The organism is Streptomyces sp. NPDC026538, from assembly GCF_055567535.1.
Map to the genome: position 1 here is coordinate 662,437 of NZ_JBVHQG010000003.1, position 21,683 is coordinate 684,119.

The window sequence follows — 21,683 nt, forward strand, 5'->3', positions numbered from 1 at the left end:
CCCTTGGGGTATCCGTGGTTACGCCGGTAACGGGCGAGGGTCAGCATCTACGCGGGTAGCCCGCCGCGGCCCGCACGTCTCACCCGTCCTCTGTGCCTTTCCAGGAGTCCTGAATGCCCGTCAATCCCATGAACCGACGTGAGTTCGTGCAGAAGTCGGCCGTCACCTCGGCGGCCGTGGCCGTCGCGGGAACCGTCGGCGCCGGCAGTGCCCAGGCCGCCGAGCGGGGCCACGGTCACGCCAAGCCCCCGAAGGCGCCCAAGACCTGGAGCTTCTCCATCCTGGGCACCACCGACCTGCACAGCCACGTCTTCAACTGGGACTACTACACCAACGCGGCGCCCGTGGACTCCAAGGGCAACACCTACGGCATCGCGCGCATCGCCACGCTGGTGAAGAACATCCGCAAGGAGAAGGGCGAGGACCGGGTCCTCCTCGTCGACGCCGGCGACATCATCCAGGGGACGTCCCTCGCCTCGTACTACGCGAGCGTCGACCCGATCACGGGCAAGGACGGCAAGCGCGGCCCCAAGCACCCCATGGCGATAGCCATGAACGAGATGCGCTACGACGCGGCCGCCCTCGGCAACCACGAGTTCAACTACGGCATCGAGGTCGTCCGCACCTTCGAGAAGCAGTGCGACTTCCCGCTGCTCGGTGCCAACGCCCTGGACGCCAAGACGCTCAAGCCCGCCTTCCGGCCCTACACCGTCAAGCACATCAAGGTCCCGCACGGCCCGGACATCAAGGTCGGCATCCTCGGCCTCACCAACCCGGGCATCGCCCTGTGGGACAAGGACAACGTCTCCGGGAAGATGGCCTTCACGGGCCTGGTCGAGCAGGCGAAGAAGTACGTCCCGCGGCTGCGCGCCCTCGGCTGTGACGTCGTCTTCCTCACCGACCACTCGGGCCTGGACGGCTCGACGTCGTGGGGCGACGAACTCCCCTACGTGGAGAACGCGTCGAACCTGGTCGCCGAGCAGGTGCCCGGCATCGACGCGATCCTCGTCGGCCACACCCACGTCGACGTCCCGTCGTACACGGTGAAGAACGCGGAGACCGGGGAGGACGTCCTCCTCTCCGAGCCGTACTGCTACGGCTACCGCCTCTCCCGCTTCGACTTCGAGCTGGAGCACGTGCGCGGCTCCTGGAAGGTCACCAAGAAGACGGCCACCACCCTGAACAGCAACACGGTCGCCGAGGACCCGCGGATCACCGAACTCCTCACCGCCGACCACAACCTGGTCGTCAAGTACGTCAACACCGCGATCGGCACCTGTACCGCGGCGATGTCGACGGCGGAGGCCTGCTGGAAGGACGTCCCCGCCATCGACTTCATCCAGCAGGTCCAGATGGACGCGGTGAAGGCGGGCCTGTCGGCGGCGGACGCCGCGCTCCCGCTGATCTCGGTGGCCGCCTGCTTCAGCCGTACGGCCACCATCCCGGCCGGCGACGTGACAATCCGCGACGTGGCGGGCCTCTACGTCTACGAGAACACCCTGTACGGCAAGAAGCTCACCGGCGCCCAGCTCAAGGACTACCTGGAGTACGCGGCGAAGTACTACCACCAGGTCCCGGCCGGCACGGCGGTGAACACCGCCACTCTCACCAACGCCAACAGCTTCTGGGACTACATGTACGACATGGCGGCCGGCGTCGACTACGAGATCGACATCGCGGCCGCCGAGGGCTCGCGCATCAAGAACCTGACCTACAACGGCACGCCGGTCGCCGACGACCAGGTCTTCGTCGTCGCCGTCAACAACTACCGCGCCAACGGCGGCTCCGGCTACCCGCACATCGCCGCCGCGGAGATCGCCTACAGCTCCACCAACCAGGTCCGCGACCTGATGGTCGCCTACGCCACGGCGAAGGGCACCATCGACCCGTCGACGTTCGCGGCGACCAACTGGAAGCTGACGCAGAACGGCACGCCGGTCTTCTAGAACACCCGTTGTCGCGGGACAAGCAGGGAAAACGGAAGGGGCCTCTTCGCGAGGCCCCTTCCGCTTTCCGCGTTTCACTCGCCGGAGTGAAATGTGTGAACTAAAGCCCAGGAAAAGGGCGTTCCGGCTTGCGCGCGCCACTTTGCGTGGCCTTAGAGTCACGATCAACAAGATTGCCCCCGCGGTGCGCCAACACCCGGGGGCTCGACACCGGGAGAGCTGACTCCGGATGCGCATTCATCGTACGGCGCCCCTGCGCGCCTTCGCAGCCTTCGCCAACTCCCGTTTCAGGGACCGCCGTCTGTCCTGGGCGGCGACGGGCGTACTGGCGTACCTCCTGAGTCTTCCGAACGGCTCGTGGATCACGGAGCGCATGCTCGCGGCGCGGCGCCGGGAAGGGTGCATGACGGTCGTCGCCTCCCTGCGTGAGCTGGAGGAACGGGGTTATCTACGGCGGGTGGTGCGACGCGATCCGGTGACCCGGCAGTACTCGACGACCTGCGAGGTGTTCGAGAGGCCGTGCGAATCCGGATCACCAACGGGTGAACTGCGGAAAATTCACCCGGTGGCGGCGTAGGAACCAGAGAAAGGAACGTCGATGGCTGTCGCACTCGTACGTCCAGAGACGGTATACCGACAGTATACTGTCCTCATGGCTGACACCACGATCAAGGTCGACCCGGCTGTCCGTGACCGCCTCCAGGAGCTCGCCCGGGAACGCGGAATGAGCATGCGGGACCTCGTGGCGGAGCTGGCCGGGGCCACACCCACCAAGGAAGAGCAGCGCAAGCGGTACGAGGAGACGAAGGCGTACGTCGAGGAGCACTTCCTCGGCCGGCCGTACACGGAAGAGGACGAGAAGGCCGGCGAGAAGCTGTGGGCCGACATCGAGTCGGGGCGCATCGGGGAGGTCCAGTGACAGGGGAGGAGCGGTACCCGCTGCCGCGTGCCGTCATTTTGGACGACACGGCGGCCCTCGCGCTCGGCGCCGGGAACAGTACGGCCTCGCGGCTGGTCGTCGAGGCTGAGAAGGACCCCGCGCTGAGGGTCTACATCCCGGCGGTGAGCCTGGCCGCCGCAGAGCGGGAGCGGGCCGGTGTCGCCGAGCACGTCGGAGCCCTGCCGTCCGTCGACATCGAAGCGCTCGACTTCGCGGCGGCCACTGCCGTGGGCAAGCGCCTGCGCGCGGCGGAGGACGGCAAGGACGAGCCCGACTGGAGCGGCGCCCATGTGCTGCACCTCGCCCTGCCGACCGTCGAATGGCCGCGCGGCCGTGCCGTGCTGACCAGGACCCCGATGCGCTACCGGGGCACCGGCATCCGCACGATCCGCATCGTCGAGCAGAACTGACGTACGCCGGGCCTCCTTCGCCTCAGCTGAACACGATCATCGACCCCTGGGCCAGGCTGCGGGTCGCCGCCGCGTGCAGGCCCAGCCAGACGTGGCGTTCACGGGCGAAAGGGCTCGGGTCGTAGGGGGCCGGAATCGCCGGTTCCTCCAGGTCGGTGGGGGCGGAAGGGGCCTGCGGGGCCGCCGGCGGGTTCGCCGGGTCGATGCCGATCGACGGGGCGACGTACTCCAGCTCGCGCAGCAGGCTCTGCGAGGAGCCCAGCGGGCCGCCGCTCGCAAGGAGTTCGTCGCTGGACAGCGGGTTCGGGAAGTCGACCGGCACGTACGCGCCCGCGTGGTCGTAGTGCCAGACCAGGTGCGACTGCTGGGCCGTCGACTCGAACATCTCCAGGAGCTGCTCGTAGTCGCCGCCCAGGTCGTCCACCGGGGTGACGGGCAGACCGCAGACCTGGAGGAGATAGGCGCGGCGCAGGAAGTGGAGCGCGTCGTAGTCGAAGCCGGCCACCGGGGCGACCTCGCCGGACAGCCCCGGCATGTACTGGTACACCGGCACCGGCGGCAGCCCGGCCTCGGCGAGCACCTTGTTGTATTGCGCGAGTTCCTCGGCGAACGGGTTGTCGGGCGTGTGGCACAACACGTCGACGAGCGGTACCAGCCAGAGGTCACAGGCCAAAGAGGGCTCCTCGTATCAGCGCGATATCAGCGCGTTCACGGCAAGTGTTCAGCTAGGTGGTCAGGGAAGAGTAATCGGTGCGGCGCCGGTCAGCTCCCCTCGTGCAGGTCCCATACCCAGACCCCACCGGTCCACTTACCGGGTTTTCCGGTCAGAGCCTGGACCGCCTGCCGCAGCTTGTCGTCGTTGGGCTGCGGGGCGACCACCAGGACGCCCGCCTTCCAGTACGCGAAGTCCTTCGCCGCCTGCGCCCGCCAGTTCTTGCCGATCACCGGCACCTTCCCGCTGTAGCGGACGTCACGCAGCATGGAGGAGGTGAAGCGCGGGACGGCACCGTAGATACCGATGCGGTCATCGCCGTAGGGGCCGTTGAAGTATCCGCCGGGGAGCTTGAAGCCGAGGTCCGCCGTCGTCTGCCAGTGCAGGGCCTCCGCGTACCCGGGATCGGGGAGGGGAAGGGGGACGAGGGACTCGCCCTTTCCCACGTACGACTTCCACATCCCGCTCGTGATGAACTCCGGGACCGCCGTGCGCTGCTCGGACTTGAGGGGGGCGGGGACGATCGGGAGCAGCGCGAGGGCGATGGCGAGCAGGCCGAAGTACTGGTTGCCGATACGACGGGTGCCCAGCACCTTCTCGAGCCCGAGCGCGAGCAGGACGCCCAGCGCCGGGGCGCAGATCATCGCGACCCGGCCCTCGATCACCGACTCGAAGAGCGGCAGCTTCCGCACCAGCGCCCAGGGGCCGGGATACACCGTGTCCGTCAGCGGGATCCGGATCTTCGGGCCCATGGACAGGACGGCGGCGGCCAGGGAGGTGAACGCCAGCGCCTTGACCAGGGGCCGCGACCACAGCCGTACCACGATCGCGAAGGCGAGCAGGACCAGCGGCCAGCCGTAGAAGGCGTTCTGCTCGGTGGGGTTGAGGGACAGCTCGTTGGCCCGGGCCGCGTCCCCGAAGAGCATCGAGCGTTCGGAGAAGGCGAGCAGCGAGAGCGGGCTGTTTCCGGCGTTGTCGCCGTGCAGGACGCTGTGGTAGCTCTGCGGGCCGCTGAACTGCCAGTACAGGGGGTAGATCACGAGCGGCAGACAGACCGCTCCGGCGATCAGCAGACCCTTGCCCAGCGGGCGCCAGGACTCCTTGGCCACCTGCGGACGTACGGCCGCGTAGGCGACGGCGAACAGCGCCATGCCCAGCGCCGCCAGCAGGAACGGCTCCTCGCCCAGGAAGACCTGGTAGGCCGCCATCAGGCCGAGCACGATCCCGTCCCGCCGGACCCGGGTGCCCGCGGCCAGACGCAGGGCGCGGTCGATGATCAGCGGGACCATGAACAGGATCACGAAGTTGGGGTGCGCGTTGGCGTGGCTGACCATCGGCGGCGCGAAGGCCGCCAGGGCCGCGCCGAGGAAGGCGGCACCCCGGTGCCGTACCACCCGCTTCACGATCAGCCAGTACCAGGCGACGGCGGTCGCGGCCAGGCCGAGCGCCATGCACACGCTGAGCGAGACCGCCGGCCCGGCGAGCAGCGTCAGCGGGGCGAAGGGGACGGAGATGCCCAGCATGACCGTGTTGGCCATCAGGTTGACGCCGTCGGGAAAGTTCTGGAGGTCGGAGAAGAACGGGTTCCGGAAGTGCGCGAGGTTGTCCGCGGTCACCGCGAAGAACCACTCCCACTGGTTCTGGTCCTGGAGGGAGTCGGTGAGATAGCGGTGGCCCGGGTCGAAGAAGCGGCCCGAGTAGAGGGCGATCGACAGGGCCAGGAAGACCACCGGGACCAGCAGGTCGGCCGGGCGCAGGCGGCGCAGCCGGAGGCGGGCCAGGTCCGCGAGGACCTTCGGGTAGGCCAGCGGGCCGACCTTGGAGCCGGGCTGGTGGCTCCAGCGGACCGGCACCTCGGCGATGGATCCGCCGTCCCGGTGCAGATGCTGGAGGACCTCGACGTCGATGCCCCAGCCGTCGAGACGGGAGCCGGCGAAGGCCTCCCGGGCCCGGTCGCCGTCGAACAGCTTGAAACCGCACTGGGTGTCCTTGATGCCGGGCACCGCGGTGGCCCGTATCAGCAGGTTCCCGGCGCGGCCGAGCAGCTCGCGCAGCCGGTGCTGGTGGTCGGATATCTCGGCGCCCGGCACCGCGCGCGAGCCGATGGCCGCCGCGTGACCCTCACCGAGCGCCTTGTCGAGCGGCTCCAGCTCCTCGATCGGGGCCGCGAGGTCGGCGTCGGTGACCAGCACCCGGCGGCCGCCGCTGGCGGCTACCCCGAGGCGCAGGGCGTTGCCCTTGCCGCGGTTGCGGTCGGCGGTGACCAGACGGACGTGCGGATGCCCTAAGGCCGCGACCTCGCGCGTCCCGTCGGTGGAACCGTCGTCGGAGACGATCACTTCCCAGGTGCCGAAGCGGGACTCGTTGTCGGCGAGGTAACGGGTGACGGCGTCGAGCGTCGGGCCGAGCCGGCCCTCCTCGTTGTACGCGGGAATGACCACGGACAGGTCGACGGTCTCCGGGGGCGCGGTCATCCGTTCTCCGACAGACGCTCGATGAGGGCGAGGGAGTGTGTGTTGTACGCGGCGACGATCCCCCGGGCGGCCTCGGTGTCCCGCCGGGACAGCGCGTCGACCAACTCGGTGTGCCGGGACCACAGATACCCGCGTAGATCGGGGAGGCGGCGCAGCTGCTGCACCGCGCACACCCAGGACTGCACGCGCAGCCGGTGCAGGAAGTCGCCGAGGTAGGGGTTGCCGAACAGCGCGGACAGTTCCCGCCAGAAGCGCAGGTCGTAGCCGATCAGGACGGTGAGGTCGCCGGCGGTCGCGGCCCGCTGGGCCTCCTCGCCGCGTCGGCGGACCGCGGCCAGGGCGGCGGCGACCCGCGGCTCCTGGGGGTCCTTGAAGGCGGGGTGACGGCCGTCGGCGAGGGCGTGGAACATACCGTCGACGACCAGGCTGCGGGCCTCGATCATGCCCCGGTAGTCGGTGAGGGAGTACTCCGGGACCCGGAAACCGCGGTGCTGGTCGGCGTCGAGGACGCCCTGCGCGGACAGGTCGACCAGGGCCTCGCGGACCGGCGTGGCGGAGACTCCGTACTGCTCGGCGATCTCCTTGACCGTGAACTCCCGGCCCGGCTGGAGGCGCCCGGCGAGCACCTCGTCACGGAGCGCGTCCGCGATCTGCTGGCGCAGGGTACTGCGGGTCACAGCGCCGTTGCCGGGCATCGTCGGGTGCCTCTCCTCACGCGTTCGGGTGACGTGCTCGCTTACATGTACATCTACGAGCACGCCACCTTACGCGTTCGGGTTCCTTGAACGCCCCTTCAGGGGCGCGGGGAACTGCGCAACCTCAGCCCCCGCATCCCGCCACCCGGAAGCGCCGCTGTCACACCGTGTACTCGTCGGCCACGCTCAGCGCGGCGTCGAGCGCGGCGAAGCCCTCCTTCAGCTCGGCCTCGGTGACGTTGCACGGCGGCACGACATGCGTCCGGTTCATGTTCACGAACGGCCACAGACCCTGCTGTCTGGCGGCAGCCGTGAACGCGGCCATCGGTGCGTTGGCCTCCCCGGCCGCGTTGTACGGCACCAGCGGCTCCCGGGTCTCCCGGCTCTTCACCAGGTCCAGCGCCCAGAACATGCCGGTGCCGCGCACCTCGCCGACGCTCGGGTGCCGCTCTGCCAGCGCGGCCAGGGCGGGCCCGACGACGTCCGCGCCGAGCCGCTTGGCGTTCTCGACGACGCCTTCCTCCGCCATCACGTTGATGGTGGCGACGGCGGCGGCACAGGCCAGCGGATGCCCGGAGTACGTCAGCCCGCCCGGGTAGGGCCGCCTGGCGAAGGTCTCGGCGATCCGCCCGCTGATGGCGACACCGCCCAGCGGCACGTAACCGCTGTTCACGCCCTTGGCGAAGGTCATCAGGTCGGGTACGACCCCGAACAGGTCGGCGGCGAACCACTCACCCGTGCGCCCGAACCCGGCCATGACCTCGTCCAGGACGAAGACGATCCCGTGCTTGTCGCAGATCTCCCGGACGCCGGCCAGGTACCCGGCGGGCGGCACCATGATCCCGGCGGTCCCGGGGATGGTCTCCAGGACGATCGCCGCGACCGTGCCCGGCCCCTCGAACGCGATCGTGGTCTCCAGGTGCTCCAGCGCCCGCGCGGTCTCCTGCTCCTCGGTCTCCGCGTAGAAGCGGGAGCGGTACAGGAAGGGCGCCCAGAAGTGCACGACCCCGGCGGCGGCGCCGTCGGAGGCCCAGCGGCGCGGGTCTCCGGTGATGTTGATCGCCTGCTGGGTGCCGCCGTGGTACGAGCGGTAGGCGGACAGCACCTTCGGGCGCCCGGTGTGCAGCCGGGCCATGCGCACGGCGTGCTCGATCGCGTCCGCGCCGCCGTTGGTGAAGAAGATCTTGTCCAGGTCACCGGGGGTCCGCTCGGCGATCAGCCGGGCCGCCTCCGACCGGGCCTCCACGGCGAAGGCGGGCGCGAAGGTGGTCATCTTCGCGGCCTGCTCCTGGATCGCGGCGACGACCTTCGGATGCTGGTAGCCGATGTTGGTGAAGACGAGCCCGCTGGTGAAATCCAGGTAACGCCTGCCGTCGTAGTCCCAGAAGTACGACCCTTCGGCGCCGGCCACGGCCAGCGGGTCGATGAGGTCCTGCGCGGACCAGGAGTGGAAGACATGCGCACGGTCGGCCGCCTTGACGGCGGCTCCGGCCTGGGGATTGGGCTGAGGGGTCATGGCGCCGAGCCTAGGAGTATCCGGTGCGGACGCGATATCGGCGACATGTTCCATGGCCAGGGGGATTCCGCGACAGGTTGTCCACAGCCCGTGGATACACCGGAGCGACCGGTACCTGTTACGGAACCGTAGACAAGGCGGGTCCCGGCCGCCGGAGCTGCCGGAATATTCTCGGCTCGATCACAAGTGTGGAGAAGGGGCGGATCTGCCATGGAGAAGCTGGGGCCCGGGGATCCGCAGCACATCGGGAAGTACCGGCTGCTGGCGCGGCTGGGCGCGGGCGGCATGGGGCACGTGTACCTCGCCCGGTCGGAGCGCGGCCGTACCGTCGCCGTGAAGCTGGTACGGGCGGAGCTCGCCGCACAGGAGGACTTCCGGGCCCGCTTCCGGCAGGAGGTGCGCAACGCCCAGCGGGTCGGCGGGTTCTGGACCGCGCCCGTCCTCGACGCCGACACCGAGGCCGCGGTGCCCTGGGTGGCCACCGGCTATGTCGCCGGGCCGAGCCTCCAGCGGGTCGTCGAGCACGACCACGGGCCACTGCCCGAGCGGTCGGTGCGCATCCTGGCCGCCGGGCTGGCGCACGCGCTCACCAACATCCACGCCGCCGGGATCGTCCACCGCGACCTCAAGCCCTCCAACGTGATGCTCACCATAGAGGGGCCCCGGGTCATCGACTTCGGGATCGCGCGGGCGCTGGAGACCCTCCCCGGCGAGGGCATCACCCAGACCGGGTCACTCGTCGGCTCGCCGGGCTTCATGGCCCCCGAGCAGGTGCGCGGCGACCGGATGACCCCGGCCTCCGACGTCTTCAGCCTCGGCTCGGTGCTCGCCTACGCGGCCACCGGCCGGCTCCCCTTCGGCTCGACAGAGGGCGGGCCGCACGCGCAGATGTTCCGCATCGCCCAGGAGGAACCGAACCTGTCCGGGCTTCCCGAGGGCATCGCCGACGTGGTCCGCGACTGCCTCCGCAAGGACCCGGCGACCCGCCCCTCCCTGGACGCGATCCTGGCGAGAACGGGAGCGGTCGACACGATCGAGGAGGGCCGCTCCAGGGACCCCTGGCTACCGGGTTCGCTGGTGGCCCAACTGGGCCGCCACGCGGTCGAACTGCTGGAGGTGGAGGATCCGACGGTGCAGGGGCCCCGGCAGGGCTCGGCCAGTGAATGGGCGCGGGGGCCGGCCGGCCAAGGGGCGCGGGGCGGTGCTGAATCCGCGGCTGCCGGCGCGGGGGCGCGACCAGCCGCGACCCACCCGCAGCCGGCACCTGACCCGCCTTCCCCCGAACACGCCCCGGCCTCGCACCCGGCCTACGGCTACCCGAACCAACCCCACCAGCACCCGCAGCCGTACAACCCCTACAGCAATCCCTACAACACCCCCCATACCACCGTCGCCACCCCCGAGCCCGTCCAGCCGCCGCTCTACACACCCCCGCCACCCCCGCCGTACGACCCGACCCCCGACGGCGAGTCGCGCCGTACCCGCCGTTCCACCGCGCTTCTCGTCATCGTCGCCGCGGTCGTGGTGCTGGCCGCCGGCGGCTCCGTGTACGCGCTCATGAACAACGGCGACGACGACAAGGCGGGCGGCACCCCCACCCCCACCCCCTCGGCGACCGCCCAGACCTCCTCCGGGGAGCCGACGCCCAGCGAGTCGCCCTCCTCCTCGGCCTCCTCCGGCACCGTGCCCACCGCCTTCCTCGGCACCTGGACCACGGCGATAGACAACTCCACCGGCCACAACACCCGCGAACTGACCATCCGCCAGGGCGCCGTGGGCGACTCGGTCCTCACCCTGGTCGCGGACGGCCCCGGCTACCACTGCGAGTTCGACGCGAAGCTCGCCGAGAAGCCCGGCTCGGGCGGCCCGTTGGAGATCGGTCCTTCCACGGTCACGACGGGCAAGCCCCGTTCGTCGTGCAGCGCCGGAGAGGCCACCGAGGTGACCCTGCTGTCGGACGGCAGGCTGAAGCGGGAGAGGAAGGACGGCGAGGAGAGCCTTACGTACAGCAAGCGGTGAACTCCCGCGACGCCTGGGGTAGTTGAACGTTCGGGGAACATTCGTCCAGGTGTCCGAATTATCCCGTACCGGCCCCTCCGTGCCCCTTACGGTGACCGCACCATTCGACTCCGGGGAGTGGCGGGGGCACCCACATGGAGTGGCTGAGCGCGGAGAACATCGTGGCCGTCGGCACCGCGGTGGCGGGCATCGTCGCGTCGGCGGCCATCTTCTGGTTCGAGCGGCGCGTCCCACGCCGTAAACGGATCGGCTACCGCGTGCAGATGGACAACCCGATCGGCGACGACGTCCGTTCGGGCCGGCTCGGCCGGCGCCTCGGCCTCTTCGACGAGGCCCCGGACATGGCCGACGCCACCCTCGTCCTGCTGCGCATCGAGAACGACGGCTCGCAGGGCATCGGCCGCGACGACTACACCAGCCCCGAACTGCACGGCCTCACCGCGGTGTTCAGCGACCGGACGATCCGCGGCGTCTCGGTCACCCAGCCGACCGACAGCCACCACCTCATGCCGCACTTCACCCCGGAGCGCGGCTTCGGCTACTCGGGCAACTCCCTGCGCATCCCGCGCGTCCCGCTCAACCACGGTGAGCACTTCAAGCTGCTCGTGCTGCTGTCCGGAGGCGACGTCGGCCGGGAGATCAGGCTCATAGGCGGTATCCACGACGGCGAGGTGCACCCCAACCGCAGTGCCACCCCGGACGACGCGACCCCGCTGTTCAGCCGCGCCTCCCGGCTGATCGCCACCATGCTGACGCTCAGTGTCGTCACCCTGGCCACGATCGTCGTGGCCCGCGACGACAGTCCGCCGCCGATCGGCTGCGCGAAGGGCTCGTTGAAGGTCTACGGCTCGACGGCGTTCGCGCCGGTGATCACGGACGCCGCCAAGAAGTACGAAGGGGACTGCGAGGGGGCCTCCATCCGCGTCGACGCGCACGGGTCGACGGCCGGGATCAGGGACCTGAACAGCGCGGGGGCCGACGGGAAGACGAAGGGCTCCCCCTCGGTCGTGGCGCTCTCGGACGGCCCCAAGCCGCCCGGCATGCCCGAACTGCGCGAGAACCGGATCGCCCTGGTGGTCTTCGCCCTGGTCGTGAACGACGACGTGAAGCTGGCGGACCTCGCCACGGCCGACGTACGCCGGCTGTACCGGGGCGAGATCACCAACTGGAAGCAGCTGGGCGGCCCCGACCTGCCGGTGAAGCTGGTCAGCCGGGACGCCAACTCCGGGACCCGGCAGGTGTTCCAGCGGCGGGTGCTGAAGCGTGGCGAGATCGCCAACTCCTCCGTCGACTGCGTGCACAAGGACGACCCGACGGCGAAGGTGATCCGCTGCGAGCTGGACTCGACCGACCAGGTGCTGTCGGAAGTGGCCCAGCTGAAGGGCGCGGTCGGCTACGCCGAGCTGAACGTGGCGGCCGGGGCGAAGGGCCTGCACATTCTCTCCCTGGACCACGACGCCCCGTCCGTGGAGGCGATCGAGGGCGGCCTCAGCCCGTACCCGTACCGCGAGATCGAGTACGCGTACACCTACGGCCGGCCCGCGGTCGGCACACTGGCGTCGAGCTTCCTGTCGTACGTCGTCAGGGGCAACGGCCAGGACGTGATCCGCACGCACGGGCATGTGCCCTGTTACACCCCGGTGGGGATGAAGCTCTGCCGGTGATGCCGGTGAGGCGCGGGGGTCAGCCGAGACTCACCCAGGTGCCCCCGGCGGCCGAGCGGCTCATCGCGTCGAGGGCGGCCGCGCTGTGCACGGCGTCCCGCAGGGTCGGCCCGTACGGGGTGTCCTCCGCTATGGAGCGCAGGAAGTTGCGGGCCTCGACGACCTTGAGGTCGTCGTAGCCCATGGCGTTGGCCGCGCCGGGCTGGAAGGCGCCGTACTCGCCGTGCCCGGGGCCCACGTGGACCGTGCTGACGGGCTGGTCCTGGTAGGAGGTGCCGCGGCTGACGCCGAGTTCGCCCATCCGCCGGTAGTCCCAGAAGACGGCGCCCTTGGTGCCGTGCACCTCGAAGCCGTAGTTGTTCTGCTCGCCGACCGAGACCCGGCACGCCTCCAGGACGCCCCGGGCGCCGGAGGCGAAGCGCAGCAGGCAGTTGACGTAGTCCTCGTTCTCGACCGGGCCGAGTACGCCGCCGGTGGCCAGGGTGTGGCCGGCGGTGGCGCCGGTGGGGCGGGCGCGCTCCGGGATGAAGACAGCGGTGTCGGCGGCGAGCGCGGTGATCTCCCCGAGCAGGAAGCGGGCCAGGTCGACACCGTGCGAGGCGAGGTCGCCAAGAACCCCGCCACCGCCGCGGGCCCGCTCGTAGCGCCAGGTCAGGGCGCCGTCCGGGTGGGCCGCGTAGTCGCTGAAGAGGCGGATGCGCACGTGTGTGACGGTGCCCAGCTCGCCGGCGGCGATGAGATCACGGGCGTACGCGACGGCGGGCGCGTTGCGGTAGTTGAAGCCGACGGTGCCCTGGACGCCCGCCTTCGCGACGGCGTCGGCGACCGCGCCGGCGTCCTCCGCGGTCAGCCCGACCGGCTTCTCGATCCAGATGTGCTTGCCGGCCTCGGCCATGGCGACGCCGATCTCCCGGTGCAGGAAGTTCGGCGCGGTGATGCTGACGGCATCCACGCGCGGGTCGGCGACGACCTCACGCCAGTCGCGGGTGGTGGACGCGAACCCGAACTGCGCGGCGGCCTCCTCGGCCCGGCCCGGCACCTCCTCGGCGACGGTCACCAGCTCGGGGCGTACGGGCAGCTGCGGGAAGTGGTGGGGGACCCGCTGGTAGGCCTGGGTGTGCACCCGCCCCATCCAGCCGAACCCGACGACGGCGACGCCGAGCCTACGCACCATGTGGCTGCCCCTCTTCGGACCGTTCCGCGGACTGTCCGCTCACGATGCGGGGCCGGTTCCGTCGATGTCAAGACATTAGGCCGTCGTGACAAATCTGCTCACGGGGGCCCGGCCGGGACATCGCCTGGACCAGCCGGGGCCTTGCCGGGCCTCGCCGGGACCTGGCCATGACATCGCCTGGACCAGGCAGGACCGCGCCGGGGTCAGCCGGGTCTCGCCGGGTCAGCCGGGACCTTGCCGGGTCTCGCCGGGTCAGCCGGGACCTCACCGGGACTTGCCGAGGGCTTCACCGCGGCTCCGGTGGCCGTTGTCTGGGCATGTTCGGGCGGGTTCCGTTCGTGCCCGGGGGCAGCGGGAAGCGGCCGTTCAGATGTCCCGCGTCCGCGCGCGGCCCCGCCGTCACCGTCGCCTGCATGCCGAGCGGCGCCGGTCCGGTCCGGAACTCCACCATCCAGTCGGCCGTCTCCGTGCGGACCAGCTCGGTCACGTCCTCCGAGAACCGCCGCAGCACCGCCAGGCACCGCTCGGCCGCCTCGCTCGCCGTGCCCTCCGCCGGTCCCAGCACCTCCCGGACGCTCTCCGACGCCCAGTCGAACTGGAGCACCTGGAGCCGTCGCTGCACGGCCTGCGCGGTCGCCATGTCCCTTATCCAGCCGGAGGTCACCCCGAAGAACCGGTCGACGCCGACGCATGCCACCGCCAGCAGCAGCGCGAGATACCCCCAGGGCGCGACCCCGCCGACCACGCCGGTGAGGTCAAGGAGCGGCAGCGCGGCACCCAGCACCGCGCCCACGGCCGCCCCGCACCGCAGCGCCCGCGCCCCCCGCCGCTTCCACACCCGGTCCGCCAAGTACCACGCGGCGGTCTGCAGCGCCCCGCGCTCCACCCACCGGTACAGCTCGTCGAGCCGCTCGGCCGGTTCACCCCAGTCCCCGAGCGGGAACGGCCGCCCGGTCAGGTCACCCGGCCGCAGTCCGGCCGCGCCCTCGCCCCGCCCGTCCTGAGGCGGCCCCTCGGGCTGCATCTCCGGCTGGCCCACCCGGCACTCCCTACTGATCACAACCGATCACGTTCCGTGACATCGGACCGTCGTTGCGCATGGCGTCGGCCATGGCACTGCACGTGACAATGGATGCTGACAACGGGAACCCTTCCTACCGCCCAATGGGTGGCGAAGGCCTTGCTTTCGCCTCTTTTCCGCTCGGAAGTGGGCCTTGATCAGGTATAGGGCCGTCAGGATTCTCACTCGAAAGAGTGGCGGGGCGATGGCTGCGTCGACCACGTAGGCTCATCCACAGCAGAGCAGAACCAGACACGGATGCGGACCCAGGAGCTGATCGTGATCCCCGGTGGTGGCCAGCCCAACATGCAGCAGCTGCTCCAGCAGGCCCAGAAGATGCAGGAAGACCTGGCACGGGCCCAGGAGGAGCTGGCGAACACGGAGGTCGACGGGCAGGCGGGCGGCGGCCTGGTGACGGCCACCGTGACCGGCGCCGGCGAGCTGCGCACGCTGAAGATCGACCCGAAGGCGGTGGACCCTGAGGACACCGAGACCCTCGCCGACCTGGTCGTCGCGGCCGTCCAGGCGGCCAACGCGAACGCCCAGGCGCTCCAGCAGCAGAAGCTCGGCCCGCTGACGCAGGGTCTGGGCGGCGGCAGCGGTATTCCCGGTCTGCCGTTCTGATCCCCGGGCGGTTTCCGCCACCGCTCTGATCTCGCCGTTCTGATGTTCGTCGCCCGCGCGACACCCGCACCGCCTTCCTAGGACAGGCGGCAGCCAACTACGGTACGTACCGAAAGACTCCAGGAAGGGCAGTCCGTTGTACGAAGGCGTGGTCCAGGACCTCATCGACGAGTTGGGGCGGTTGCCCGGCGTCGGTCCGAAGAGCGCGCAGCGGATCGCCTTCCACATCCTGCAGGCCGAGCCGACGGACGTACGGCGGCTCGCCCAGGCCCTCCTGGAGGTCAAGGCGAAGGTCCGGTTCTGCGCGACCTGCGGCAACGTGGCGCAGGAGGAGCTGTGCAACATCTGCCGTGACACGCGCCGCGACCCGACGGTGATCTGCGTGGTCGAGGAGCCCAAGGACGTGGTCGCCATCGAGCGCACCCGTGAGTTCCGCGGCCGTTACCACGTGCTCGGCGGCGCGATCAGCCCGATCGAGGGCGTCGGCCCCGACGATCTGCGGATCAGGGAGCTGCTCGCCCGGCTCGCCGACGGCGCGGTCACCGAGCTCATCCTGGCCACGGACCCGAACCTGGAGGGCGAGGCGACCGCCACCTACCTCGCCCGCATGATCAAACCCATGGGCCTGAAGGTCACCCGCCTGGCCAGCGGCCTCCCGGTGGGTGGCGACCTGGAATACGCGGACGAGGTCACCCTCGGTCGCGCCTTCGAGGGGAGACGACTCCTAGATGTCTGACGCCACACTGCACGCGACCGCCCAGGACCCCGACGACTTCGCGGTCCAGATCGCCGACCAGGTCGAGAGCTTCCTGGTGGCCGTCACGGAGGTGGCCAAGGGCGACGAGCCGGACTCGGCGGTCCCCTTCCTCCTCCTGGAGGTCTCCCAGCTGCTGCTGGCCGGCGGCCGCCTCGGCGCGCACGAGGACATCGTCCCCGACGAGCGCTACGAGCCGGACCTCGGCCCCGAGCCGGACGTCGACCAGCTCCGCGAGAACTTCGCGCGCCTCCTGGAGCCCATCGACGTCTACTCCGAGGTCTTCGACCCGTACGAGCCCCGCAGGGCGCCCGTGCCGGCCCGTCTCTCGGACGACCTGGCCGACATCATCACCGACCTCCGCCACGGCATGGCCCACTACCGGGCCGGCCGCACCACCGAGGCCCTGTGGTGGTGGCAGTTCTCCTACTTCTCCAACTGGGGCCCCACCGCCTCCGCCACCCTGCGCGCCCTCCAGTCCATCCTCATCCACGTCCGCCTCGACCAGCCCCTGGCGGAGCTGAACGGCTTGGACACGGACCAGGACACGATCGGCGACGAGACACTGGAGTTCGAGGCCGGCCAGGTCATGCAGGAGGAGATCGGCGGACAGCTGGGCCTCAGGGCCAAGTGAGCCGGGGCTTCGGCCCGGAAAAAGGTCTTCCTTTTCGTCCTCGTCGTGCCGTCGCGCCAGTCACTGTGAGCCACCGCACTTTCCTGCGTGGTGTGCCGCGAGCTGGGCATGTTCCGTCCCGGAAGCGAGCGGCGGAACACCCCGCCAGGACGTCTCACCATGCGGGAGCACGCTGGTGGAATTCGACCGCTCGTTAAACTGAGCCGACACAGACAAACCGAGCGAGGAGCGCACGTGGGCCTTGTCGTGCAGAAGTACGGAGGTTCCTCCGTTGCCGATGCCGAGGGCATCAAGCGCGTCGCCAAGCGAATCGTGGAAGCGAAGAAGAACGGCAACCAGGTGGTTGTCGTCGTTTCCGCGATGGGCGACACGACGGACGAGCTGATCGATCTGGCCGAGCAGGTATCCCCGATGCCTGCCGGGCGTGAGTTCGACATGCTGCTGACCGCCGGAGAGCGTATCTCCATGGCACTGCTGGCCATGGCGATCAAAAACCTGGGCCACGAGGCCCAGTCGTTCACCGGCAGCCAGGCAGGCGTCATCACCGACTCGGTCCACAACAAAGCCCGGATCATCGACGTCACGCCGGGGCGGATCAGGACGGCGCTGGACGAGGGCAACATCGCCATCGTGGCCGGGTTCCAGGGCGTCAGCGCGGACAAGAAGGACATCACCACGCTGGGGCGCGGCGGGTCCGACACCACGGCCGTGGCGCTTGCCGCCGCGCTGGACGCCGAGGTCTGTGAGATCTACACCGACGTCGACGGTGTGTTCACCGCCGACCCGCGCGTGGTGAAGAAGGCGCGGAAGATCGACTGGATCTCCTTCGAGGACATGCTGGAGCTCGCCGCCTCCGGTTCCAAGGTGCTGCTCCACCGCTGTGTGGAGTACGCCCGCCGTTACAACATCCCGATCCACGTCCGGTCCAGCTTCAGCGGACTTCAGGGCACGTGGGTCAGCAGTCAGCCGATTGGGGACAAGAAGGTGGAGCAGGCCATCATCTCCGGTGTCGCGCACGACACCTCCGAGGCCAAGATCACGGTCGTCGGTGTGCCGGACAAGCCGGGTGAGGCCGCCGCGATCTTCCGGACCATCGCCGACGCCCAGGTCAACATCGACATGGTCGTGCAGAACGTGTCCGCCGCGGCCACCGGCCTGACCGACATCTCCTTCACGCTGCCGAAGACCGAGGGCCGCAAGGCCATCGACGCCCTGGAGCGCAACCGGCCGGGCATCGGCTTCGACTCACTGCGCTACGACGACCAGATCGGCAAGATCTCGCTGGTCGGCGCGGGTATGAAGACCAACCCCGGAGTCACCGCCTCGTTCTTCGAGGCGCTGTCCGACGCGGGCGTGAACATCGAGCTGATCTCGACCTCCGAGATCCGTATCTCGGTCGTCACCCGCGCCGACGACGTGCCGGAGGCCGTGCGCGCCGTGCACACCGCCTTCGGGCTCGACTCCGACAGCGACGAGGCCGTGGTCTACGGAGGCACCGGCCGATGACTGCCAAGCCGACGCTCGCGGTCGTTGGGGCGACCGGGGCCGTCGGCACGGTCATGCTCCAGATCCTGTCCCAGCGGGCGGACGTCTGGGGCGAGATCCGCCTGATCGCCTCCGCGCGCTCGGCCGGCCGCAAGCTGACCGTGCGCGGGGAGGAGGTCGAGGTCGTCGCCCTGTCGGAGGAGGCCTTCGACGGGATCGACGTCGCGATGTTCGACGTGCCCGACGAGATCTCCGCGCGCTGGGCGCCGGTCGCCGCCGCCCGGGGCGTGGTCGTCGTGGACAACTCCGGGGCCTTCCGGATGGACCCCGAGGTGCCCCTGGTGGTGCCCGAGGTCAATCCGCACTGCGCCCGCAGCCGGCCGCGCGGGATCATCGCCAACCCCAACTGCACCACCCTGTCGATGATCGTCGCCCTGGGCGCGCTGCACGCCGAGTTCGGGCTGCGCGAGCTGGTGGTGTCGTCGTACCAGGCGGTGAGCGGGGCAGGGCGGGCCGGCGTGGAGACCCTGCGGGCCCAGCTGTCGATGGTCGCCGGTACCGAGCTGGGCACCAAGCCCGGTGACGTACGGCGGGCCGTCGGGGACAGCACCGGGCCGTTCCCGGAGCCGGTCGCGCTGAACGTCGTACCGTGGGCCGGGTCGCTGCGCGAGGACGGCTGGTCGTCGGAGGAGATGAAGGTGCGGGACGAGTCCCGCAAGATCCTCGGGCTGCCGAAGCTTCCGGTCGCCGTGACCTGCGTCCGGGTCCCGGTGATCACCACGCACTCCCTGACCGTGCACGCCCGCTTCCAGGGCGAGGTCACGGTCGAGGGCGCCCGGGAGATCCTGGACACCGCCCCGGGGGTCGTCCTCTTCGACAACCCGGCCGCCGGGGAGTTCCCGACCCCGGCCGACGTGGTGGGCACCGATCCGACCTGGGTGGGGCGGGTGCGGCGGGCGCTCGACGACCCGACCGCGCTGGAACTCTTCGTCTGCGGGGACAATCTTCGCAAAGGTGCCGCCCTGAACACCGCGCAGATCGCCGAGCTGGTGGCGGCGGAACTGACTGGCCGTTCAGGTATGGCGGAGTTCGCGTGAACAGCCGGTGACCACGGGAAACGTCCTGGGTGGGAGCGGGCCCACAAGTAGGGGCCGAGTAAGAAATGTGGCCATGAGCATGGTCCAAACCACTTGAACCCCGGCCCCTCGTCGTTCGAAGATTTTCCTCCCCGTCCTCCGCAACCACGCGGGCGGCGGGGAGCGTCTTTGCGATCGCCCTCTTACGGGGCGCTTACGCGGCCGGCCCTCGGGTCGTGGGACGCATGATCCTGGCGTGGGGACGCCGTGATCAGGGCGTGGGGACGCCCGTTCATATGGGACACAAGGGAAGAGCGGGACGCATGACGGCATGTGAGGCACCGTCGGGTGTACTGCCGGACGCGCGGAGAACGGTCTCGACCGCGCGGGCCGGCCGGCCCGGCATGCCCGGCGCGAACCCGCCCGGCGCGCCTGACACGAAAGTGATGCCCGGCACGTACAACCCCGAAGGGGGTAGACGTGTCCAACTGACGTGGCAGAGGTACTCGAACTCAGTGCGCCCCTCGGCGCGACGGCCTTGCGGCCGCCCCGCGCGGGCCTGCGCCCTCGTATGTCCGGCGCGGCCGGCGGCATGCCGGTGATCGCGCCCATGCCCGCAGCGCGGCCCACCCGCATACCCAGCCAGCGCGACGGCGCCGAGGAGACGGCGGCGGCCGGTACCACCGTCGACCACCTCACCGAGACCTACCGGGCGCACTATCGTTCACTGCTCGGCCTCGCCGCGCTCCTCCTCGACGACACCGCCTCCTGCGAGGACGTCGTGCAGGAGGCGTTCATCCGTGTCCACTCGGCCCGCAAACGCGTCCGCGACCCGGAGAAGACCCTGGCCTACCTGCGCCAGACGGTCGTCAACCTCTCCCGCTCCGCGCTGCGCCGCCGCATCCTCGGCCTCAAGCTCCTCTCCAAGCCGATGCCCGACATGGCGAGCGCCGAGGAAGGCGCCTACGACCAGCTGGAGCGGCGCGACCTGATCAAGGCGATGAAGGGCCTGCAGCGCCGGCAGCGCGAGGTCCTGGTGCTGCGCTACTTCGCCGACATGACCGAGGCCCAGGTCGCCGAGACGCTCGGCATATCGCTGGGGTCGGTGAAGGCGTACGGCTCGCGCGGCATCGCGGCGCTACGGGTGGCGATGGAGTCGGCGGCATGACGGACAGCCCCCAGGGAGGCGACTCACATGATCGCCACGAGCCCTACGCCTGGCACGAGCCGACACGGGACGGTGCGCCACGCGCCGGCCGCGAGTCGCACGGTTCTCACGGCTCGGGAGAGCCGCACGGTCCGGGGGAGCCGGCCCGGGACCACGGGCCTGCCGGCCGGCGAGAGCCGGCGCGGGACCACGAGCAAGAGCACAAGCAATCGCACGCTGGGAACGGAACTGTGAACCACGGCCCCGACGAAAAGGGCCCCGAGGAGCTCGGACAGGGCTTCGACGGGCTCGGCGCCGGCCATGACGGGCTCGGTGCCGACGAACTTGCGCTGCGCCGGATGCTGCACTCCGCGGTCGACGATCTCGCACCGCGCGACGGCGTCCTCGACCACCTGCGCCGCGCCGTCCCGGCCCGCCGGGCCCGCAAGCGCCAGGCCGCCGTGGGCATGGCGGCCGCGGCCCTCTTCATCGGCACCGCGGTCCCCGCCCTCGTGCACGTCTCCAACTCCGGCGGCATCGACCCCAACACCTCGATGGCCGGCCAGGCCTCCCAGGCCCAGGGCGGCTCCGCGGGCGGCAAGAACCCGGACGGCGGCTCCAGCACCGCGGGCGCCAGCAGCGGCCAGGCCACCGACCAGCAGACCGGCGGCGCCAAGGACGGCGGCAAGGACGAGACCACCGGCGCCGTCGGCGGCACCAAGGTCGTCCCCTCGGCCAGCGCCGACACCACGGCCCCGGTCTGCACCTCGGACCAGCTCGCCACCCCGACCGCCACCGTCGACGCCCCCGACTCGACGGGCGTCGTCTACGGCACCTTCCGGGTGGTGAACGTCTCGAAGACGAGCTGTACGGTCGGCGGCCCCGGCAGCGTGGGCCTGCTCGCGCAGGGCGCGGCCGACGCCACCAAGCTCAGCGCGGTCCGGCACACCTCGGGCGACGCGGCGGCCGGGCTCCCCGACCCGTCCACCGAGCTGACCGGCCTGGTCCTGGCCCCCGGCGCGGCCTACGACGAGAAGTTCGGCTTCGTCCCCCTGGAGACCTGCCCGACCAGCGGCTCCGGCACCGACGGCTCCACCGACACCGGCGGCACCGGCGGCAGCACGCCCTCCCCGACCCCCTCCGAGGACCCCGGCAGCAGCACCGGTACGACCACGTCGGGGTCGGACGGCGTCACCGCCCAGCTGCTCACCGAGGACGGCACGGCCGACGGCGGCGTCGCGGTCTCGTACACCCCGGAGGCCGGGTCCCCGACCGGCTCCGCGACGGTGACGAACGCGTGCGCCGGGACGGTCTACTGGACCGGGGTCCTGCCGGCGGTGTGACCGGCGCCGC

At 70.5% G+C, this 21,683-nt stretch carries 19 protein-coding genes; 13 read left to right on the forward strand and 6 right to left on the reverse strand.

The window, feature by feature from the left end; all coding sequences use genetic code 11:
* The first annotated feature begins 113 nt into the window (after positions 1 to 113).
* The 4 genes from ACZ4N4_RS16100 to ACZ4N4_RS16115 all read left to right on the forward strand — a co-directional run bounded on the left by ACZ4N4_RS16100 (position 114) and on the right by ACZ4N4_RS16115 (position 3,296).
* Complete coding sequence (locus tag ACZ4N4_RS16100; RefSeq protein ID WP_467588816.1) at positions 114 to 1,946, forward strand: bifunctional metallophosphatase/5'-nucleotidase; 1,833 nt, start codon at positions 114 to 116, stop codon at positions 1,944 to 1,946.
* Between the two features lie 229 nt (positions 1,947 to 2,175).
* Positions 2,176 to 2,523: a hypothetical protein gene (locus tag ACZ4N4_RS16105; RefSeq protein ID WP_467588819.1), complete on the forward strand. Its 348-nt coding sequence runs from the start codon at positions 2,176 to 2,178 to the stop codon at positions 2,521 to 2,523.
* Positions 2,524 to 2,598: 75 nt separating this feature from the next.
* Positions 2,599 to 2,865 carry a cupin domain-containing protein gene (locus tag ACZ4N4_RS16110; protein ID WP_453570450.1) on the forward strand — a complete coding sequence of 89 codons (267 nt, stop codon included), beginning with the start codon at positions 2,599 to 2,601 and terminating at the stop codon, positions 2,863 to 2,865.
* Positions 2,862 to 3,296, forward strand: coding sequence for a PIN domain-containing protein (locus ACZ4N4_RS16115; protein WP_467588822.1), 435 nt, complete (start codon positions 2,862 to 2,864; stop codon positions 3,294 to 3,296). Before ACZ4N4_RS16110 ends, ACZ4N4_RS16115 begins: the two co-directional genes overlap by 4 nt.
* Positions 3,297 to 3,318: 22 nt before the next feature.
* Here the strand turns inward: ACZ4N4_RS16115 and ACZ4N4_RS16120 are convergent, their stop codons facing one another.
* From ACZ4N4_RS16120 to ACZ4N4_RS16135, 4 genes are all read right to left on the reverse strand, one after another.
* Positions 3,319 to 3,969 (reverse strand): hypothetical protein, encoded by a 651-nt coding sequence (locus ACZ4N4_RS16120; RefSeq protein ID WP_453570446.1) that lies wholly within the window; start codon positions 3,967 to 3,969, stop codon positions 3,319 to 3,321.
* 89 nt (positions 3,970 to 4,058) lie between these two features.
* Positions 4,059 to 6,482: a dolichyl-phosphate beta-glucosyltransferase gene (locus ACZ4N4_RS16125; protein ID WP_467588824.1), complete on the reverse strand. Its 2,424-nt coding sequence runs from the start codon at positions 6,480 to 6,482 to the stop codon at positions 4,059 to 4,061.
* Entirely contained in the window at positions 6,479 to 7,177 is a 699-nt protein-coding gene (locus ACZ4N4_RS16130; protein ID WP_453570442.1) for a GntR family transcriptional regulator, read from the reverse strand. The genes ACZ4N4_RS16125 and ACZ4N4_RS16130 overlap by 4 nt, the downstream gene beginning before the upstream one ends.
* Before the next feature lie 160 nt (positions 7,178 to 7,337).
* Positions 7,338 to 8,693 (reverse strand): aspartate aminotransferase family protein, encoded by a 1,356-nt coding sequence (locus ACZ4N4_RS16135; protein ID WP_453570440.1) that lies wholly within the window; start codon positions 8,691 to 8,693, stop codon positions 7,338 to 7,340.
* Between the two features lie 210 nt (positions 8,694 to 8,903).
* Between ACZ4N4_RS16135 and ACZ4N4_RS16140 the strand changes: the two genes are divergently transcribed.
* Complete coding sequence (locus ACZ4N4_RS16140; protein ID WP_467588827.1) at positions 8,904 to 10,712, forward strand: serine/threonine-protein kinase; 1,809 nt, start codon at positions 8,904 to 8,906, stop codon at positions 10,710 to 10,712.
* 134 nt (positions 10,713 to 10,846) lie between these two features.
* Positions 10,847 to 12,376: a substrate-binding domain-containing protein gene (locus ACZ4N4_RS16145; RefSeq protein ID WP_467588830.1), complete on the forward strand. Its 1,530-nt coding sequence runs from the start codon at positions 10,847 to 10,849 to the stop codon at positions 12,374 to 12,376.
* Positions 12,377 to 12,395: 19 nt separating this feature from the next.
* Here ACZ4N4_RS16145 and ACZ4N4_RS16150 read toward each other — a convergent pair whose 3' ends face one another.
* A complete protein-coding gene (locus tag ACZ4N4_RS16150; RefSeq protein WP_467588833.1) occupies positions 12,396 to 13,550 on the reverse strand; it encodes a Gfo/Idh/MocA family protein in 1,155 nt (384 codons plus the stop codon).
* A 286-nt stretch (positions 13,551 to 13,836) separates the two neighbouring features.
* On the reverse strand, positions 13,837 to 14,589 hold the full coding sequence (locus ACZ4N4_RS16155) for an SLATT domain-containing protein (RefSeq protein WP_360495862.1): 753 nt from the start codon (positions 14,587 to 14,589) through the stop codon (positions 13,837 to 13,839).
* Between the two features lie 300 nt (positions 14,590 to 14,889).
* Between ACZ4N4_RS16155 and ACZ4N4_RS16160 the strand changes: the two genes are divergently transcribed.
* The 7 genes from ACZ4N4_RS16160 (at position 14,890) to ACZ4N4_RS16190 (ending at position 21,673) form a co-directional block, all read left to right on the forward strand.
* On the forward strand, positions 14,890 to 15,234 hold the full coding sequence (locus ACZ4N4_RS16160) for a YbaB/EbfC family nucleoid-associated protein (RefSeq protein WP_351940561.1): 345 nt from the start codon (positions 14,890 to 14,892) through the stop codon (positions 15,232 to 15,234).
* 136 nt (positions 15,235 to 15,370) lie between these two features.
* Positions 15,371 to 15,970, forward strand: coding sequence for a recombination mediator RecR (gene recR, locus ACZ4N4_RS16165; RefSeq protein ID WP_366354321.1), 600 nt, complete (start codon positions 15,371 to 15,373; stop codon positions 15,968 to 15,970).
* A complete protein-coding gene (locus tag ACZ4N4_RS16170; protein WP_467588836.1) occupies positions 15,963 to 16,622 on the forward strand; it encodes a DUF5063 domain-containing protein in 660 nt (219 codons plus the stop codon). The genes recR and ACZ4N4_RS16170 overlap by 8 nt, the downstream gene beginning before the upstream one ends.
* 234 nt (positions 16,623 to 16,856) lie before the next feature.
* Positions 16,857 to 18,128 carry an aspartate kinase gene (locus ACZ4N4_RS16175; protein WP_351317465.1) on the forward strand — a complete coding sequence of 424 codons (1,272 nt, stop codon included), beginning with the start codon at positions 16,857 to 16,859 and terminating at the stop codon, positions 18,126 to 18,128.
* Positions 18,125 to 19,204 (forward strand): aspartate-semialdehyde dehydrogenase, encoded by a 1,080-nt coding sequence (locus tag ACZ4N4_RS16180; RefSeq protein WP_453570431.1) that lies wholly within the window; start codon positions 18,125 to 18,127, stop codon positions 19,202 to 19,204. The genes ACZ4N4_RS16175 and ACZ4N4_RS16180 overlap by 4 nt, the downstream gene beginning before the upstream one ends.
* Before the next feature lie 472 nt (positions 19,205 to 19,676).
* On the forward strand, positions 19,677 to 20,351 hold the full coding sequence (locus tag ACZ4N4_RS16185; RefSeq protein ID WP_450761693.1) for a SigE family RNA polymerase sigma factor: 675 nt from the start codon (positions 19,677 to 19,679) through the stop codon (positions 20,349 to 20,351).
* A gap of 230 nt (positions 20,352 to 20,581) precedes the next feature.
* A complete protein-coding gene (locus tag ACZ4N4_RS16190) occupies positions 20,582 to 21,673 on the forward strand; it encodes a hypothetical protein (RefSeq protein ID WP_467588840.1) in 1,092 nt (363 codons plus the stop codon).
* The last annotated feature ends 10 nt before the right edge of the window (positions 21,674 to 21,683 follow it).

What these genes read in the sequence shown, in the direction of transcription:
- ACZ4N4_RS16100 (WP_467588816.1), top strand. Translation starts at nt 114, where the DNA reads ATGCCCGTCAATCCCATGAACCGACGTGAGTTCGTGCAGAAGTCGGCC.
- ACZ4N4_RS16105 (WP_467588819.1), top strand. Translation starts at nt 2,176, where the DNA reads ATGCGCATTCATCGTACGGCGCCCCTGCGCGCCTTCGCAGCCTTCGCC.
- ACZ4N4_RS16110 (WP_453570450.1), top strand. Translation starts at nt 2,599, where the DNA reads ATGGCTGACACCACGATCAAGGTCGACCCGGCTGTCCGTGACCGCCTC.
- ACZ4N4_RS16125 (WP_467588824.1), bottom strand. Translation starts at nt 6,482, where the DNA reads ATGACCGCGCCCCCGGAGACCGTCGACCTGTCCGTGGTCATTCCCGCG.
- ACZ4N4_RS16130 (WP_453570442.1), bottom strand. Translation starts at nt 7,177, where the DNA reads ATGCCCGGCAACGGCGCTGTGACCCGCAGTACCCTGCGCCAGCAGATC.
- ACZ4N4_RS16135 (WP_453570440.1), bottom strand. Translation starts at nt 8,693, where the DNA reads ATGACCCCTCAGCCCAATCCCCAGGCCGGAGCCGCCGTCAAGGCGGCC.
- ACZ4N4_RS16140 (WP_467588827.1), top strand. Translation starts at nt 8,904, where the DNA reads ATGGAGAAGCTGGGGCCCGGGGATCCGCAGCACATCGGGAAGTACCGG.
- ACZ4N4_RS16145 (WP_467588830.1), top strand. Translation starts at nt 10,847, where the DNA reads ATGGAGTGGCTGAGCGCGGAGAACATCGTGGCCGTCGGCACCGCGGTG.
- ACZ4N4_RS16150 (WP_467588833.1), bottom strand. Translation starts at nt 13,550, where the DNA reads ATGGTGCGTAGGCTCGGCGTCGCCGTCGTCGGGTTCGGCTGGATGGGG.
- ACZ4N4_RS16170 (WP_467588836.1), top strand. Translation starts at nt 15,963, where the DNA reads ATGTCTGACGCCACACTGCACGCGACCGCCCAGGACCCCGACGACTTC.
- ACZ4N4_RS16180 (WP_453570431.1), top strand. Translation starts at nt 18,125, where the DNA reads ATGACTGCCAAGCCGACGCTCGCGGTCGTTGGGGCGACCGGGGCCGTC.